At 69.7% G+C, this 16569-nt stretch carries 13 protein-coding genes; 10 read left to right on the forward strand and 3 right to left on the reverse strand.

Going from position 1 to position 16569, the window contains the following annotated elements; genetic code table 11:
• Positions 1–18 precede the first annotated feature (18 nt).
• The 7 genes from ABGB12_RS02115 to ABGB12_RS02145 all read left to right on the forward strand — a co-directional run bounded on the left by ABGB12_RS02115 (position 19) and on the right by ABGB12_RS02145 (position 8333).
• On the forward strand, positions 19–1206 hold the full coding sequence (locus tag ABGB12_RS02115) for a cytochrome P450 (RefSeq protein WP_347674068.1): 1188 nt from the start codon (positions 19–21) through the stop codon (positions 1204–1206).
• 82 nt (positions 1207–1288) lie between these two features.
• Positions 1289–2443 carry a steroid 3-ketoacyl-CoA thiolase gene (locus ABGB12_RS02120; protein WP_347674069.1) on the forward strand — a complete coding sequence of 385 codons (1155 nt, stop codon included), beginning with the start codon at positions 1289–1291 and terminating at the stop codon, positions 2441–2443.
• Positions 2444–2507: 64 nt separating this feature from the next.
• Entirely contained in the window at positions 2508–3527 is a 1020-nt protein-coding gene (locus ABGB12_RS02125) for an MBL fold metallo-hydrolase (protein ID WP_347674070.1), read from the forward strand.
• Between the two features lie 285 nt (positions 3528–3812).
• Positions 3813–5054 carry a cytochrome P450 gene (locus ABGB12_RS02130; RefSeq protein ID WP_347674072.1) on the forward strand — a complete coding sequence of 414 codons (1242 nt, stop codon included), beginning with the start codon at positions 3813–3815 and terminating at the stop codon, positions 5052–5054.
• 182 nt (positions 5055–5236) lie between these two features.
• A complete protein-coding gene (locus ABGB12_RS02135) occupies positions 5237–6481 on the forward strand; it encodes a glycosyltransferase family 4 protein (protein WP_347674073.1) in 1245 nt (414 codons plus the stop codon).
• Between the two features lie 51 nt (positions 6482–6532).
• Positions 6533–7255: a methyltransferase domain-containing protein gene (locus ABGB12_RS02140; RefSeq protein WP_347675011.1), complete on the forward strand. Its 723-nt coding sequence runs from the start codon at positions 6533–6535 to the stop codon at positions 7253–7255.
• Positions 7245–8333, forward strand: coding sequence for a prenyltransferase (locus tag ABGB12_RS02145; protein WP_347674074.1), 1089 nt, complete (start codon positions 7245–7247; stop codon positions 8331–8333). Before ABGB12_RS02140 ends, ABGB12_RS02145 begins: the two co-directional genes overlap by 11 nt.
• 69 nt (positions 8334–8402) lie before the next feature.
• On the opposite strand, the gene ABGB12_RS02150 is transcribed toward ABGB12_RS02145, so the two are convergent.
• Positions 8403–9071 (reverse strand): class I SAM-dependent methyltransferase, encoded by a 669-nt coding sequence (locus ABGB12_RS02150; protein ID WP_347674076.1) that lies wholly within the window; start codon positions 9069–9071, stop codon positions 8403–8405.
• A 256-nt stretch (positions 9072–9327) separates the two neighbouring features.
• Here ABGB12_RS02150 and ABGB12_RS02155 point away from each other — a divergent pair, with 256 nt between their 5' ends.
• Positions 9328–9519 carry a ferredoxin gene (locus tag ABGB12_RS02155; protein WP_347674079.1) on the forward strand — a complete coding sequence of 64 codons (192 nt, stop codon included), beginning with the start codon at positions 9328–9330 and terminating at the stop codon, positions 9517–9519.
• Positions 9520–9598: 79 nt separating this feature from the next.
• Here ABGB12_RS02155 and ABGB12_RS02160 read toward each other — a convergent pair whose 3' ends face one another.
• Complete coding sequence (locus ABGB12_RS02160) at positions 9599–10390, reverse strand: enoyl-CoA hydratase-related protein (RefSeq protein WP_347674081.1); 792 nt, start codon at positions 10388–10390, stop codon at positions 9599–9601.
• A 2-nt stretch (positions 10391–10392) separates the two neighbouring features.
• Positions 10393–11292: an SDR family oxidoreductase gene (locus ABGB12_RS02165; RefSeq protein WP_347674084.1), complete on the reverse strand. Its 900-nt coding sequence runs from the start codon at positions 11290–11292 to the stop codon at positions 10393–10395.
• A 231-nt stretch (positions 11293–11523) separates the two neighbouring features.
• Between ABGB12_RS02165 and ABGB12_RS02170 the strand changes: the two genes are divergently transcribed.
• Entirely contained in the window at positions 11524–12570 is a 1047-nt protein-coding gene (locus ABGB12_RS02170; RefSeq protein WP_347674088.1) for a dihydrodipicolinate reductase, read from the forward strand.
• 236 nt (positions 12571–12806) lie between these two features.
• Entirely contained in the window at positions 12807–16454 is a 3648-nt protein-coding gene (locus ABGB12_RS02175; protein ID WP_347674090.1) for a multifunctional oxoglutarate decarboxylase/oxoglutarate dehydrogenase thiamine pyrophosphate-binding subunit/dihydrolipoyllysine-residue succinyltransferase subunit, read from the forward strand.
• Positions 16455–16569: the final 115 nt, after the last annotated feature.

A 16569-nucleotide genomic window follows, 5' to 3' on the forward strand; every position in this document is an offset into this window, starting at 1 on the left:
ACACCTGGGAGCCGAACGATGAACCGCCATGAGGCGCGCCTTCTACGCCGGGGAAATCCCTGGCTCTACGCCCTGCTGCGCGCCTCCCGCCTCGCTCCCCCGATCGGCCGGGTGCCCCGCGTCGGATGGCTCGTCACCGACCCGGTGCTGGCCCGGCAGGTCCTCAACGACCACCGCAACTTCAGCATGAGCGGGGAGGGAGGCGTCGGGCACATGTGGGGCCAGCTGTTCGGCCCGGAGATGACCGACCTGTTCGACGGCGCCACCCACACCAAGGTGAGGACCGCCGCCCGTGACCTGTTCACCGAACAGGCGGCCGCCGAACTCGTCGAGCGGGCCCAGGGCGCGCACTACCGGAGGCTGGCCGCACGCCTGGCCGGCGGAGAGAGCGTGGACCTGGCCGCCGAGACCAGGGTGCTGGCCGGACGGCTCGTCGCCGACCTGCTCGGCCTGGAACTCGGCACCGGGGACGCCGCGTACGCGGAGCTGTTCGCCGTCGGGGAGCGCCTGGCCTCCCTGGCGCTGGGCACCACCTCCTCCACCGAACTGCCCCGGCACAAGATCGAGGAGGCGGAGGCCCTGGCCGGACGGCTGACCGCGGCCGTCCCCGGCGCCTACGCCGCGGCCGGCCCCGACACCGTCCTCGGACGCTGCCGGGAGCTGGGCTTCAGCCTCGACCTCACCCGGGGCCTGACCACGCTGCTGGCGATCGCGGGCACCGAGACGGGCGCGTCCGGCACCTCCCGCACCGTCGCCCTGCTGCACGACACCGGCCAGCACCGGCTCCTGCTGGAGGACCCCTCGCTGATGCCCAACGCCGTCCGCGAGGGGCTGCGCGTCTCCACCCCGGCCCCGGTGATCGGCCGCCACGTCGCCGGCGACGTCACCGTCGCGGGGAAGCGGCTGCGGCACGGCGAGAGAGTGATGGTCCTCACGTACCGGGCCAACAACGGGGCGGGCCCCTTCGACATCACCCGCGACTACATCCCCGAGACCAGGCAGCTGTGGTTCGGCGCGGGACGCCACCTGTGCCTGGGCGCGGCGGTGGCCCGCACGCAGGTGACACGCATGCTGGAGGCCCTGGCGGAGCCCGGGCGGCCGTGGCGGATCGTCTCCCGGGAACCCGCTCGGCGGGTGCTCGTCCCCTCCTACCGGTCGCTCACCGTGCGGCTGGCCCAGGGGATCCCGCCGGGTTCCGCAGAGTGAGACCCGCCACTGTCCCGGCAAAGGGGAACGGGTTACATTCATATTTGAATATCGTTCTAGAAATCCCTTCCGAGGAGTGCGCATGGGCCGGCCGGTGATCGTGGAAGCGGTGCGAACCGCGCAGGGCAAGCGCGGAGGATGGCTGGCCGGGATGAAGGCCCAGGCCGTCCTCGGACGCACGCTCAAGGGCCTGATCGACCGGGCCGGCATCGACGCCGCCGAGGTCGGGCAGGTCTTCGCCGGCTGCGTGACGCAGGCCGGGGAGCAGGGCGGCCACGTCGGCCGCCAGGCCTGGCTGTACGCGGGACTGCCCTGGCAGACCGGAGTGACCACGATCGACGCCCAGTGCGGCTCGGCCCAGCAGAGCGTGCACCTGGCCGCCGCGATGATCGAGGCCGGGATCGTCGACGTCGCCATCGGCTGCGGCGTCGAGGTGATGAGCCGCTCCCCGCTGGGCAGCAATGTCCTGCCCGCCAGGCCCCGCCCCGACGACTGGTCGCTGGACATGCCCAACCAGTTCGAGGCCGCCGAGCGCATCGCCGAGCGGCGCGGGCTGACCCGCGAGGACCTCGACGCCTTCGGCCTGCGCTCCCAGCAGCTCGCCGCCGAGGCCTGGGCCGACGGCCGCTTCGACCGCGAGATCCTCCCGCTGGAGGACGTCCCGCAGGTCGACAAGGAGGGGAACCCCACCGGTGAGACCCTCACCGTCACCCGCGACCAGGGTCTGCGCGAGACCACCCTCGAAGGCCTGTCCAGGCTCAAGCCGGTGCTGAAGCTGCACACCGCGGGCAGCAGCTCCCAGATCTCCGACGGCGCCTCGGCCGTGCTGCTCATGTCCGAGGAGAAGGCCCGGCAGCTCGGCCTCAGGCCCCGCGCCGTGCTGAAGTCCCAGGCGCTGGTCGGCGGCGAGCCGTACTACCACCTGGACGGCCCGGTGCAGTCGACCCAGAAGGTCCTCGACAACACGGGGATGAGTATCGGCGACCTCGACATCGTCGAGATCAACGAGGCTTTCGCCTCCGTCGTCCTGTCCTGGGCGTCGGTGCACCGGCCCGACATGGACCGGGTGAACGTCAACGGCGGGGCCATCGCGCTCGGCCACCCGGTCGGCGCGACCGGCGCGCGGCTCATCACCACCGCCCTGCACGAGCTGGAGCGGCGCGACGCCTCGACCGCCCTGATCACCATGTGCTGCGGCGGGGCGCTCTCGACGGCCACCATCCTGGAACGGGTCTGACGTTCGGCATCACCGCCGGGGGCGCTCCGCCCCCGGCTCGTTCCATGAGTTCAAGGAGTACCGCGTGGCCGACAGTTCCAGCAGCGCCGGAGGCACCGGCGGGGTCAGCGCCACCGACCACGGTGGCGGCCTGTGGAGCGTTCCCGTACCGATTCCGGGCAACCCCCTGGGCAAGACCCTGGTGTACGTCCTGGAGAGCGAGAGAGGTCCGGTGCTCATCGACGCCGGATGGGAGCACCCCGAGGCGTGGAAGGCGCTGAAGGAGGGACTCGGCGGCATCGGCGTGGGCGTGGAGGACGTGTACGGGGTCGTCGTCACCCACATGCACCCCGACCACGCCGGCCTGGCGGGGCGGATCCGGGAGCGTTCGGGCGCCTGGGTCGCCATGCACCGCGCCGACGCCGACCTCATCCAGAAGATGCGCGACGACCTGGCGAACCCGTCCGGCGAGAACCTGGGCGACTGGCTGGCGCGCGCGGGGGCCTCCCCCGAGGAGCAGGCGGCGCTGCGCCGGAACGACGGCCGCCCCGACCCCCCGGCCCGGCCCGACCGGCTGCTGGAGGACGGCGACCTCATCGACCTGCCGGGCCGCGCGCTGCGCACGATCTGGACCCCCGGCCACTCCCCCGGCCACATCTGCCTGCACCTGGAGGACCGGAACCTGCTCTTCACCGGCGACCACGTCCTGCCGGAGATCACCCCGCACGTCGGCCTCTACCCCTACGACCGCCCTGACGTCGATCCGCTGGGCGGCTACATCGCTTCTCTGCAGCGCACCGCCGAGCTGGGCATCGAGGACGCGATGCCGGCCCACCAGTACTCCTTCAGCGGCATCCCCCGCCGGGCCAAGGAGATCATCGAACACCACGAGGAGCGGCTGACCGAGATCCGCGACCTGCTGACCGACGAGCCGCAGACGCTCTGGACGATCGCCACCCGCTGCGTGTGGAGCTACGCGTGGGAGAAGATGCAGCCGATCAGCCACCACCTGGCCATCGGCGAGACCGCCGCCCACCTGCGCACCCTGGAGAACCGCGGCCACGCCCGCCGGACCGGCGGCCTGCCGCTGAGCTACACGCGGTAGGCGCCCGCCTCCGCCGGATCGAGGAGGCCCTCGCCGCCCCCCAGCGGGGGATGCCTGCGAGAGCCTCCTCGAGTCGTCGTGCCCTCGGGTCCGGCTCGGTGTTCCCCGGAAACCCGTGGTCATACACCTACCGAGTGAAGTGCGACACACATCACTTACCCGGATGAGACTCTTGACGAGACTGGAGTCTCACTATTGACTGAAAGGGCGTCACCACACCAAGCAAGCGTTAGATCGCAGCCGCTGGGCCATCCCTCACCCCGAAGCCAGCACGAGGAGACCGGTATGTCCGCCCCTGACATTCCCAAGATCGACATCATCTCCCTCGATCAGTACGAGCAGAGCGGCACTCCGCACGAGCAGTTCACCTGGCTGCGCAAGAACGACCCGGTGCACTGGCACTACGACCCCAACGAAGGGGTACCCGGTTTCTGGGCCGTCACCAAGCACGAGGACATCGTCTTCGTCTCCCGCCATCCGGAGCTCTTCTCCTCGGCGCTCCGCACCTCGATGTTCTCGGAGTACTCCGACGAGGACCTGGCGCTGCAGCAGCAGATGATGCTCTTCATGGACCCGCCCAAGCACACCCGGCAGCGGTCCTACGTCAACCGCGGCTTCACCCCCCGCATGATCGCCCAGCTGCGCGGGCACATCGAGGACATCACCCACGCGCTGATCGACAAGGTGTGCGAGAAGGGGCAGGCGGAGTTCGTCCGCGACCTGGCCGCGCCGCTGCCGCTGCAGACGATCTGCGAGCTCATCGGCGCCCCGATCGAGGACGCCGACTTCCTGTTCGAGAAGTCCAACCAACTGGTCGGGTTCGACGACCCCGAGCTGCAGGGCGAGGGGCTGACCGTGGCGCAGAACGCCGCGGCCGAGGTCTACATGTACGCGCAGCAGATCGCCGAGGACCGGCGCGCGAACCCGCGGAACGACATCGCGACCAAGCTGCTGCAGCCCGACGACGAGGGCAACCTGCTGACGGACGACGAGTTCAACCTGTTCATCCTGATGCTGGTGATCGCCGGCAACGAGACCACCCGGACCGCGACGGCCGGCGGCATCCTCGCCTTCTTCGAGCACCCCGACCAGTGGGAGCGGCTCAAGGCGAACCCGGAGCTGATGCCGACCGCGGCCGAGGAGATCGTCCGCTGGACCAGCCCGCTCAACCTGTTCCGCCGCACCGCCACCCAGGACGTCGAGCTGCGCGGCAAGACGATCAAGGCGGGCGACAAGGTCGTCATGTTCTACCCCTCGGGCAACCGGGACGAGGACGTCTTCGAGGACCCGTTCGTCTTCGACGTCGCCCGGGACCAGAGCGGTCACATCGGGTTCGGCGGCGGCGGCCCGCACTACTGCCTGGGCACCCACCTGGCCCGGCTGAACCTGACCATCCTGTTCGGCGCGCTGGTCGACCGGCTGCCCGACATCCGGCTCGACGGCGAGGTCCGGCGGCTGCGGTCGAACTTCGTGAACGGCTACAAGGAGATCCCGGTCCGGTTCACCCCGACCCCCAAGCGCGGGTAGAGCGCCCCTCATCAGGGGTTTCATGGCGGGCCGTCACCGATGGCCCGCCATCGGCGCGAACGGCACCTTTCGTCAAGGAAACGTAACCGGGACCCATGGAACCGGTGGGTAACATGAGCAGGCTACAGTCAGACATCCAGTACAACTGGGACCGATCAGGTGCGAATTACTAAGAGGTGGGCGTGAGCGCTGAGGACGAGCAGCAACTGCGAATCGCACTGCTTTCCTACCGGAGCAAGCCCCACTGCGGAGGCCAGGGCGTCTACCTGCGGCACCTGAGCAGGGAACTGGTCGACCTGGGGCACAAGGTGGAGGTCTTCTCCGGCCAGCCCTACCCGGTGCTGGACCGCGACGAGATCACGCTGACCAAGGTCCCCAGCCTTGACCTCTACAACGACGACGACCCCTTCCGGAACCCGGCCCTGAACGAGTTCCGGGACTGGATCGACGTGCTGGAGTGGCTGCACATGCGCACCGGCGGCTTCCCCGAGCCGCTGACCTTCAGCCTGCGGGTGCTGCGTGCGCTGAAGAAGCGCCGCGGCGACTTCGACGTCGTCCACGACAACCAGGTGCTGGGCCTGGGCAACCTCGGCATCCCCAAGCTGATGCCGCTGGTCACCAGCATCCACCACCCCATCAGCCAGGACCGCAAGATCGAGCTCGACGCGGCCAAGGGCATCAAGCAGAACCTCGGCAAGCGCCGCTGGTACGGGTTCGTCCGCATGCAGGCCTTCGTCTCCGCCCGGATCGGCCGCGTCCTGACCGTCTCCAGCTCCTCCAAGCGGGACATCGCCAAGGACTTCAGGACCGACCCGTCGCAGATCCACGTCCTGCCGCTGGGCGTCGAGACCGAGATCTTCCACCCCCGCGGCGAGCGGGTGCCCGGCCGGATCGTGGCGATGGCCAGCGCCGACTCCCCGCTCAAGGGCGTGGACGTGCTGCTGCGCGCGGTCGCCAAGATCGCCACCGAGCGGGACGTGCACCTGGTCATCGTCAGCAAGCCGCGCGAGGACGGGCCGACCGAGAAGCTCGTCCGCGAGCTGGCGCTCGGCGAGAAGGTCAGGTTCGTCTCCGGCATCTCCGACGACGAGCTGGGCGAGCTGCTCGCCTCCGCCGAGATCGCGGTCGTCCCGTCCCGCTACGAGGGGTTCTCCCTGCCCGCCGTCGAGCACATGGCCTCGGGCACCCCGCTGGTTGCCAGCGCGGCCGGGGCGCTGCCCGAGGTGGTCGGCGACGCCGCGGTGCTGGTCAAGCCCGGCGACGTCGAGGACCTCGCCGCCACGATCAAGCGCCTGCACGACTCCCCGGAGGAGCGGGCCCGCCTCGGCGAGGCCGGCTACCGGCGCGTCCAGGAGCGCTACACGTGGAAGGCGGTCGCCCTGGCGACCGTCGAGCACTACCGGGCAGCGATCAAGACCGCACGCTGACCCCGTTCGTACCGCGGCCCCGCACAGGCCGCCCGTGGAAGGAGCCCCCCTCTGCTTACCGTTGACTTCCAGCGGTTCCCCATCGCCGTGGGTGAACGCGTCCTCGACATGGGTTGCGGCGGCGGACGGCACGCCTTCGAGCTGTACCGCCGCGGCGCCCGCGTCACCGCCTTCGACATGGACGCCGAGGAGCTCAAGACCGTCCAGACGATGTTCGGCGCCATGGAACTGGAGGGCGAGGTGCCCGAGGGCTCCTCGGCCGAGACCGTCGTCGGGGACGCGCTGGAGCTGCCGTTCGAGGACGGCACCTTCGACAAGATCATCGCTGCCGAGGTGATGGAGCACATCCCCAACGACATGCTGGCGATGAAGGAGCTGTTCCGAGTGCTCAAGCCCGGCGGCCAGGTCGCCGTGACCGTGCCCTCCTGGCTGCCCGAGCGCATCTGCTGGCTGCTCTCGGAGGCCTACCACACCTCTCCCGGCGGCCACGTGCGCATCTACACGCGCGCCGAACTCGAGGCCAAGCTCAAGTCGATCGGCTTCCGCATCGACGGCCACCACCACGCGCACGGCCTGCACTCCGCCTACTGGTGGATCAAGTGCGCGGTCGGCATCGACAACGACGCCAACCCGCTGGTGAAGGCCTACCACCAGATCCTGGTCTGGGACATCATGAAGCAGCCTCTGGCCACCCGGCTGACCGAGCAGCTGCTGAACCCGTTCATCGGCAAGAGCGTCGTCGTCTACCTCACCAAACCCTCCTATGCCGGCTGATCCGATCCTCACCCCCGAACAGATCCAGGCCACCGCGCAGTCCATCGCCCGCCAGCAGTACCCCTCCGGGGCCATCCCCTGGTACGCCGAGTTCGACGGCTACCCGGCCGGCCACGTCGACGCCTGGAACCACGTCGAGGCGGCGATGGCGCTGACCGTCGCCGGGCTGACCGAGCCCGCGCGGCGGGCCTACGCGTGGCTGCGCGACCAGCAGCGCCCCGACGGCTCCTGGCCCGCCAAGTGGGAGTCCGAGCAGGTCACCGAGACGGGCGGCGAGTCCAACCACGCCGCCTACATCGCGGTCGGCATGTGGCACGAGCTCCTCATCACCGGCGACGACGAGTACGTGCGGGGCATGTGGCCGACCGTCCGCCGGGCGGTCGACTACGTGCTGAGCCTGCAGACCGAACGCGGCGACATCAAGTGGATCAGGTACGAGGACGGCAGGGTCGGCGAGGAGTCCCTCCTCACCGGCTGCTCCTCGATCTACCAGGGCCTGCGCTGCGCGGTGGCGCTGGCCGAGCGGTTCGGCGAGCCCCAGCCCGACTGGGAGCTCGCCGCCGACCAGCTCGGCCATGTGATCGCCCACCACCCGGAGGCGTTCGCCGACAAGTCCCGCTGGTCCATGGACTGGTACTACCCGGTGCTGGGTGGAGCGGTCCGGGGCGAGCAGGCCGCCGCCCTGGTGGAGTCCCAGTGGGACACCTTCATGGTGCCCGAGCTGGGCTGCCGCTGCGTCTCCGACCAGCCGTGGGTGACCGGAGCGGAGACCTGCGAGCTCGTCATGGCGCTGGACGCCATCGGCGACCCCCGCGCCCGGTCGGTGTTCCGCGAGATCCAGTTCCTGCGCCACGAGGACGGCTCCTACTGGACGGGCTGGCAGTTCCGCGACCAGCGGCACTTCCCGGGCGACCGGTCCACCTACACCGCCGCCGCCGTCATCCTGGCCGCGGACGCCCTGTCCGGCGCCACCCCCGCCGCGCGCATCTTCAAGGAGATCGCGGGCCGTCCCCTGGGCCCCTCGGCCCCGTCGGACCCCCTCGCCTGCGGCTGCGCCCAGGTCCCCGCCCGCACCTGACGCGCGGTCCGCCCGCCCCGAAACACCCGAAACGCCCCGGAGAACGTTCTCCGGGGCGTTTCACGGTGGTCAGGAGGCCGGGGCGAGGGGGTCGGCGGCCGAGGTGCGCTCAAGGATGCGCAGGGAGCCCTCGACGCGGCGTTCCTCGAAGGCGCCGGACGCCAGGGCGCGGAGGTAGACGCGGTAGGGGGCCTGGCCGCCGTCCGCGGGGTCGGGGAAGACGTCGTGGATGGCCAGGGCGCCGCCGATCTTGATCTTGGCGGCCCAGTTCTCATAGTCGGCGCTGGCGAATTCCTCGCTGTGGCCGCCGTCGATGAACAGCAGGCCCAGTTCGGTGCTCCACAGCTTCGAGACCGTCTCGGAGGTGCCGATGACGGCGACGACGACGTCCTCGAGGCCCGCCCGCTCGATGTTCTTGCGGAAGGTCGGCAGGGTGTCCATGCGGCCCGTCACGGGGTCGACCAGGGTCGGGTCGTGGTGCTCCCAGCCCGCCTGGTTCTCCTCCGAGCCGTGGTGGTGGTCCACGGTGACCAGGACGGTGCCGGCCTCGCGCGCGGCGGCGCCGAAGTAGATGGCGGACTTGCCGCAGTAGGTGCCCACCTCCAGCAGCGGGCCGACCCGGCCGTAGACCAGCGCCGTCTCGTACAGGGCCCTGCCCTCGGCGGGGGGCATGAACCCCTTGGCCGTCTCGGCCGCGCGGAGCAGTTCGGGGGGCATGGCGGGCAACGTTCCGGTCATCTGATCAACCTCCGCCGGGAACTGTACAGGGAAGCCGGAACATCCCCCTATGTCCCCCCGTTCACCCGACGTCCGGGACCCGGTGGGCGCCTCCCTTGTAGGGAGGTAGAACGTGTTCTACTTTGGGTCCGGGAGAGGATGCCCATGGGGGCTCCAGACCCCGGATCGCCCGGACCCCAACGAAACCGAATATGATTCGGCAAGTGGCCGAAACGGCCTCCGAGGTGGTCAAACCCTTGATCCGAAAGGAACGCACATGAAGGTGACCGTCGACTACCTGGTCTGCGAGGCGAACGGCGTCTGCGTCGGGCTGGCCCCCGAGGTCTTCGATCTGGACGACGAGGACAACCTCCACGTCCTGCTCCCCGAGGTCCCCGCCGACCAGCAGGACAAGGTCCGGCACGCCGTGCGCTCCTGTCCCAAGGCCGCCCTCTCCATCACCGAATGAGCTGACCCGTCCCGGTCCGCAGGACACGCGAAAGGGGCGCCCCCGCGAAGGGGGCGCCCCTTTCCGGCTCTGCCGTCGTTCAGCGGTTGCGGAACTTCGGCTCCCTCTTCTCCATGGTCGCCGCCATGCCCTCCTTGAGGTCCTCGGTGAGGAACGCCATGGTCTGGGTGCGGTTCTCCGTGGCCAGGTGGGTGCGCAGCCCCGGCGCGTCCATCGCCAGGTTGAGCAGTTCCTTGGTGTGGCGCAGCCCGAACGGCGAACGCGTCATCAGCTCCGCCGCCAGGGCGTGCGCCCCTGCCAGGTCGTCCTCGGCGATCTCGGTGACCAGGCCCAGGTCCAGCGCGCGCTCGGCGTCGACCGTCTGGGCCCGGTAGAAGATCTCCCCGGCCCGGGCGGTGCCGATCAGCCGGGGCAGCATCCAGGACAGGCCCAGGTCGCCGGCCGAGAAGCCCAGCCTCAGGAAGGGCGAGATGAACTTCGCCGTCGGCGAGGCCACCCTCAGGTCGCAGGCGAGCGCCAGCGAGAAGGCCATGCCGACGACCGGCCCGTGCAGGGCGGCGATCACCGGCTGCGGGATCTCCCGCAGGCCCAGCACCAGCTCTCCGGCCCGGACCATGTCGCGGTAGATCCGCTGGACCGCGCCTTCGGCCGCCTCACCGGACCGGCCCTCGTCGCCCTGCTGGATGTCCATCCCCGCGCAGAACGCCCGGCCCGCCCCGGTCAGGATGACGACCTTGGTCTCCAGGTCCTCCTTGAGCCCGCCGAGGATCGCCAGCAGGTCCACGGTGTCGTCGTAGGTGATGGCGTTGAGGCGTTCGGGCCGGGACAGGGTGATCACCGCCACCCCGTCCCGCTTGACGAACTCGACCACCGCTACTGCAGGGCCTGGAAGGTGGCCATGGTCTGCGCGTTGATGTCGGCGTGCACCACCATCGGGTCCTGCGCGGCGATCTCCTGCCAGTTGTCGCGGATGTCCTCGACGGAGAGGCCGTCCTTCTTGGTGAAGCCGGGGCCCTCGCCCACGAAGATCTTGGCGATGCGGCCGCCGCCGACGGTGAAGGTCTGGCCGCTCTCGGGCACGCTCTCGTGCGCCAGGTAGGCCACCAGCGGGGTGACCAGCTCGACGCCCAGCTTGTCGGCGAACTCCGGCGGGAACAGGTCGGCGGTCATCCGGGTGTAGGCCACCGGGGCGATCGCGTTGGCCTTGACGCCCTTCTTGGCGCCCTCGGCCGCCAGGGTCCTGGTGAAGCCGACCAGGCCCATCTTGGCGGTGGAGTAGTTGGCCTGGCCGAAGTTGCCGAACAGGCCGGCCGGGGAGGAGGTGTTGACGACCCGGCCCGCGCCGGACTCGACCAGGTGCGGCCAGGCGGCCTTGGTGACCAGGAACGCGCCGCGCAGGTGGACGGCGATGACCGCGTCCCACTCGGCGACGGTCATGTTCTTGAAGGACTTGTCACGCAGGATGCCCGCGTTGTTGATGAGGATGTCGACCCGACCGAAGGTGTCGATCGCGGTCTGGACGATGGAGGCCGCTCCCTCCTCGGTGGCGACGTTGCCGCCGTTGGCGACGGCCTCGCCGCCGTTCTTGACGATCTCGTTCACCACCTCCTGCGCCGGGCCCGTGGAGGAGCCGTCGCCGTGGAGGTCGCCGCCGAGGTCGTTCACGACGATCTTGGCGCCGCGCGCCGCCAGTTCCAGCGCGTGCTGGCGGCCCAGGCCGTGCCCGGCGCCCGTGATGATGGCGACCTTGCCGTCGTACCGCAGTTCACTCATGAGTGCGCTCCTGATGTCAAGCCGTTGGGCCGATCAACCTCTTGGTGGACTCGCTGTCCAGCTAACCACCTGGGGAATACCCATTGGTAGCAGCAAACCGAATCCTGCTCTAATGCGACCCCGAAGGAAAGGCGCACGGTTCGGGTCCAAAGTCCCTTCCGTCTCGGATGCCGAGACGATCCCTGAAAATCTCGGATAAGGTCCGAAGATCTTCCACCCCAGGAGAGGACCTTGGACACAGCACCGCTGCGGGTCGTCCAATGGGGCACCGGAGCCGTAGGCCGTGGTGTCCTGCGCGGGCTGCTCGACCGGCCGGAGTTCGAACTCGCGGGAGTACGGGTCTACGACCCCGCCAAGCAGGGCCTGGACGCAGGGACGATCATCGGGCGCGGCCCCGTCGGAGTCCTCGCCACCGGCGACCCGCAGGAGGTCTTCGACCTGGACGCCGACTGCGTCGTCTACGCGCCCCTGCCCGGCTCCCGGTACGGCGGCGACGACCTGGCGACCGTCTGCCGCCTGCTGGCCGCGGGCAAGAACGTCGTCTCCCTGACCGGGTTCGTCTACCCCTACGCCCGCGGCCCGGAGTTCGTGGAGACCCTGGAGAAGGCCTGCGTCGCCGGAGGGACGTCCGTGCACGGGACCGGCATCAGCCCCGGTTTCACCGGCGAGAAGCTCCCCCTCGTCCTGTCCGGGCTGACCCGCCGGATCGACCACCTCTACGTCCGGGAGTGCTTCGACTTCGCCGGCCACCCCTCCCGCAGCTTCGTCCGCGGCCTGGCCGGATTCGGCAGGACCGAGGAGGAGTACCTGGCGATGCTCCCCTGGGCCAGGGGCATGATGCGCGACCTCTACACCGAGAGCATGCACCTGCTCGCCGCCGGGCTGCGGGTGGAGCTCGACGACGTCGACCTCGACCACGAGCGCCTGCACGCCAAGGAGGACTTCACCATCGCGTCCGGGCCCATCGCCCGGGGCACCGTCGCGGCCGACCGCTGGACCCTCACCGGGCGGGTGGGCGGAGTGCCCATGATCACCATCGAGGTGGCGCACAAGGCCGACGCCCGCCGCATCGACGCCTGGTATGAGCCGGGATACGCATTGCGCATACAAGGATCTCCCTCGATGGCGCTCTCCCTGGGTGAGGACTGGCTCACCAACGGCGTCACGGCCGCCGCCGGGCACGCGCTGAACTCGGTCGCCGCGGTGTGCGCGGCGCCGCCCGGCATCCGGACGTCGCTGGACCTTCCCCTGCTCCCGGGCAGGTTCGCCGAGCCCTGACCCGCCGGAGCCTTCCCCGGGCCTGTGGATCGAAGGTGTCCTCCGTCCGGCCCCCTCTCCCCGTGAGAAGTCCCGTCCCGACCATCCGAAAGCGCCTTTTATCCTTCTACCAGCGCGTCACTTCGGGCCGGCGATCCCTGCGCAGAGGGAACGACGCCGCACATGCCCGCCGAGGCGAGTAGCCTTATGAGCGTTTAGAACCCACCTGCGAGCTGCGGAAGAGGGCGATCTCCGCCGTGTCGAGCGAGTCGCACACCCCTGCCGATCTAAGTGATTTCGGCGCAAACGAGTGGTTGGTCGATGAGCTCTACCAGAAGTACTTGGAAGACCCTGAGAAGGTTGACAAGGCCTGGTGGAGCTTCTTCGCGGATTATCAGCCGGGCGTCAAGCCCCCAACTCCCCTGAACGGCGCCGCCTCCACGGCGGCCCCGGCCCCCAAGGCCCCCGCGGCACCCCAAGCCGCCCCCAAGGCGCCCGCCCCCGCGGCGCCCAAGGCGGCACAGCCACCCTCCCCGGTGGCGGCAGGCGCCGAGGAGGTGAAACTGCGGGGAGTCGCGGCGCGGACCGTCACCAACATGGAGAGCAGCCTGTCCGTCCCCACGGCCACGAGCGTGCGGGCCGTCCCGGCCAAGCTGCTGATCGACAACCGCATCGTGATCAACAATCACCTGAAGCGGGGTCGCGGCGGCAAGATCTCCTTCACCCATTTGATCGGTTACGCGGTCGTCCAGGCGCTCAAGGCGATGCCTGAGATGAACGCCTACTACACCGAGGTGGACGGCAAGCCCACCCTGGTGAAGCCGGAGCATGTGAACTTCGGCCTGGCGATCGACCTGAAGAAGTCCGACGGCCAGCGCCAGCTGGTGGTGCCTTCCATCAAGTCGGCCGAGACGTTGGACTTCCGCCAGTTCTGGGCCGCCTACGAGGAGATCGTCCGCAAGGCGCGGGCCAACAAGCTCACCATCGAGGACTACCAGGGCACCACGATCAGCCTGACCAACCCCGGCACCATCGGCACCGTGCACTCGGTGCCGCGCCTCATGCCGGGCCAGGGCACGATCATCGGCATCGGCGCCATGGAGTACCCGGCGGAGTTCTCCGGGGCCTCCGAGGAGAACCTGGCGCGCGCCGCGATCAGCAAGATCATGACGGTCACGTCGACCTACGACCACCGCATCATCCAGGGCGCGCAGTCGGGCGACTTCCTGCGCCGGATCCACCAGTTGCTGCTGGGCGCGGACGGCTTCTACGACGAGATCTTCGAGTCGCTGCGCATCCCGTACGAGCCGGTCCGCTGGGTCCAGGACATCTCCGCGAGCCACGAGAACGACATCGCGAAGGTGGCCCGGGTCCACGAGCTGATCCATGCCTACCGGGTCCGCGGCCACCTCATGGCCGACACCGACCCGCTGGAGTACAGGCAGCGCCGCCACCCCGACCTGGACATCCTCCAGCACGGGCTGACGCTGTGGGACCTGGAGCGCGAGTTCGCCACCGGCGGCTTCGGCGGCAAGCCGACCATGAAGCTGCGCGACATCCTCGGCGTGCTGCGCAGCTCGTACTGCCGCACCATCGGCATCGAGTACATGCACATCCAGGACCCCGAGGAACGCGCCTGGATCCAGGAGCGCGTCGAGGTACCCCTCGAGCAGCCGACCCGTGAGGAGCAGCTGCACATCCTGCGGCGGCTCAACTCCGCCGAGGCGTTCGAGACCTTCCTGCAGACCAAGTTCGTCGGCCAGAAGCGGTTCTCGCTGGAGGGCGGCGAGTCGCTGGTGCCGCTGCTGGACGCGGTGATCTCGGCCGCGGCCAAGGACCGGCTGGAAGAGGCCGTCATCGGCATGGCCCACCGCGGCCGGCTGAACGTCCTGGCCAACATCGTCGGCAAGTCCTACTCGCAGATCTTCGGCGAGTTCGAGGGCAACCTCGACCCGCGTTCGGCGCAGGGCTCCGGTGACGTGAAGTACCACCTGGGCGCCGAGGGCGAGTTCAACTCCTGGGACGGGCACACCATCCGCACCTCGCTGGTGGCCAACCCCTCCCACCTGGAGGCCGTCAACCCGGTCATGGAGGGTGTCGTCCGCGCCAAGCAGGACGTCATCGACACCGGTGAGGCCGGCTTCTCGGTCCTGCCGATCCTCATCCACGGCGACGCGGCGTTCGCCGGGCAGGGCGTGGTCGCCGAGACCCTCAACCTGTCCCAGCTGCGCGGCTACCGCACCGGCGGCACCGTCCACATCGTGGTGAACAACCAGGTCGGCTTCACCACCGCCCCCGAGTACTCCCGCTCGTCGGTGTACTCCACGGACGTGGCCCGGATGATCCAGGCGCCGATCTTCCACGTCAACGGCGACGACCCCGAGGCCTGCGCCCGGGTCGCGCGGCTGGCGTTCGAGTACCGGCAGGCGTTCAAGAAGGACGTCGTCATCGACATGGTCTGCTACCGGCGCCGGGGCCACAACGAGGCGGACAACCCCTCGTTCACCCAGCCGCTGATGTACGACCTGATCGACGCCAAGCGCTCGGTGCGCAAGCTCTACACCGAGGCCCTCATCGGCCGCGGCGACATCACCGTCGAGGAGGCCGAGCAGGCGCTGCAGGACTACCAGCAGCAGCTGGAGCGGGCCTTCACCGAGGTACGGGAGGCCGCCGGGCAGCCCAACGTACCCGGCTCGGTGGTCCGCCCGCAGGACGAGGACCGCATCCCCATCGACCACGGGGCCGTCTCCTCGGCGATCCCGCTGGAGTCCGTCAAGGAGATCATCAACACCCAGGTGGACCTGCCCGAGGGCTTCACGGTGCACCCGCGGCTGCAGCCGGTCCTGGACCGGCGGGTCAAGATGATCGACGACGACGCCATCGACTGGGCCACCGGCGAGCTGCTCGCCTTCGGCTCCCTGCTGATCGACGGCCACCCGATCCGCCTGGTGGGCCAGGACTCCCGCCGCGGCACCTTCGGCCAGCGGCACGCCGTCCTGGTCGACCGCAAGACCGGCGAGACCCACACCCCGCTCAGCAGGTTCTTCCAGGGCACCACGAAGTTCTACGTCCACGACTCGCTGCTCAGCGAGTTCGCGGCGATGGGCTTCGAGTACGGCTACTCGCTGCAGCGGCCGGACGCCCTGGTGCTGTGGGAGGCCCAGTTCGGCGACTTCGCCAACGGCGCCCAGTCGATCGTGGACGAGTTCATCTCCTCCGGCGAGCAGAAGTGGGGCCAGCGCTCCTCGGTGACCCTGCTGCTGCCGCACGGGTACGAGGGCCAGGGCCCGGACCACAGCTCCGCCCGCATCGAGCGGTACCTGCAGCTGTGCGCCCAGGACAACATGACGGTCGTCTACCCGACCACGCCGGCGAACTACTTCCACATGCTGCGCTGGCAGGCCCTGTCGGGCCGCCGCAAGCCGCTGGTCGTCTTCACGCCCAAGTCGCTGCTGCGCTCCAAGGCGGCCACCTCGCCGACCGAGGAGTTCACCAGCGGGGCGTTCCAGCCGGTCATCGGCGACGCCAAGGCCGACCCGTCGAAGGTCAAGCGGGTGATCTTCACCACCGGCAAGATCTACTACGACGTCGTGGCCACCCGTGACAAGGTGGGCGCCGACGACACCGCGGTGGTCCGGATCGAGCGGCTCTACCCGTCGCCGATCGACGAGATCAAGGCCGAACTGGCCAAGTACCCGCAGGACGTCGAGCTCATCTACGCGCAGGACGAGCCGAAGAACATGGGCGCCTGGCCCTTCTTCGCCCTGGTCCTGTGGAACTACCTGGACGGCCGGAAGCTGAACCTGGTCTCCCGCCCCGCCTCCTCCTCCCCGGCGGTGGGCTCGGCGAAGACGCACCAGGCCGAGCAGGAGGCGATGCTCTCGCGCCTGTTCCCCAGCGGCTGACCTCGGAAGTGGAAGAAACCAGAAGGCCCCGGCGGAGCCGCCGGGGCCTTCTGGTTCTTCGCCGTCCGGACGGCGGCACGAATACGACAGACGGGCACGACAGGAAGGAGGGGCC

The sequence above is a fragment of the Actinocorallia sp. B10E7 genome (assembly GCF_039871655.1).
Classification (GTDB): domain Bacteria; phylum Actinomycetota; class Actinomycetes; order Streptosporangiales; family Streptosporangiaceae; genus Actinocorallia.

Coding starts and splice junctions, on each gene's coding strand:
- ABGB12_RS02115 (WP_347674068.1), top strand. CDS start 19: ATGAACCGCCATGAGGCGCGCCTTCTACGCCGGGGAAATCCCTGGCTC.
- ABGB12_RS02120 (WP_347674069.1), top strand. CDS start 1,289: ATGGGCCGGCCGGTGATCGTGGAAGCGGTGCGAACCGCGCAGGGCAAG.
- ABGB12_RS02130 (WP_347674072.1), top strand. CDS start 3,813: ATGTCCGCCCCTGACATTCCCAAGATCGACATCATCTCCCTCGATCAG.
- ABGB12_RS02145 (WP_347674074.1), top strand. CDS start 7,245: ATGCCGGCTGATCCGATCCTCACCCCCGAACAGATCCAGGCCACCGCG.
- ABGB12_RS02150 (WP_347674076.1), bottom strand. CDS start 9,071: ATGACCGGAACGTTGCCCGCCATGCCCCCCGAACTGCTCCGCGCGGCC.
- ABGB12_RS02155 (WP_347674079.1), top strand. CDS start 9,328: ATGAAGGTGACCGTCGACTACCTGGTCTGCGAGGCGAACGGCGTCTGC.
- ABGB12_RS02165 (WP_347674084.1), bottom strand. CDS start 11,292: ATGAGTGAACTGCGGTACGACGGCAAGGTCGCCATCATCACGGGCGCC.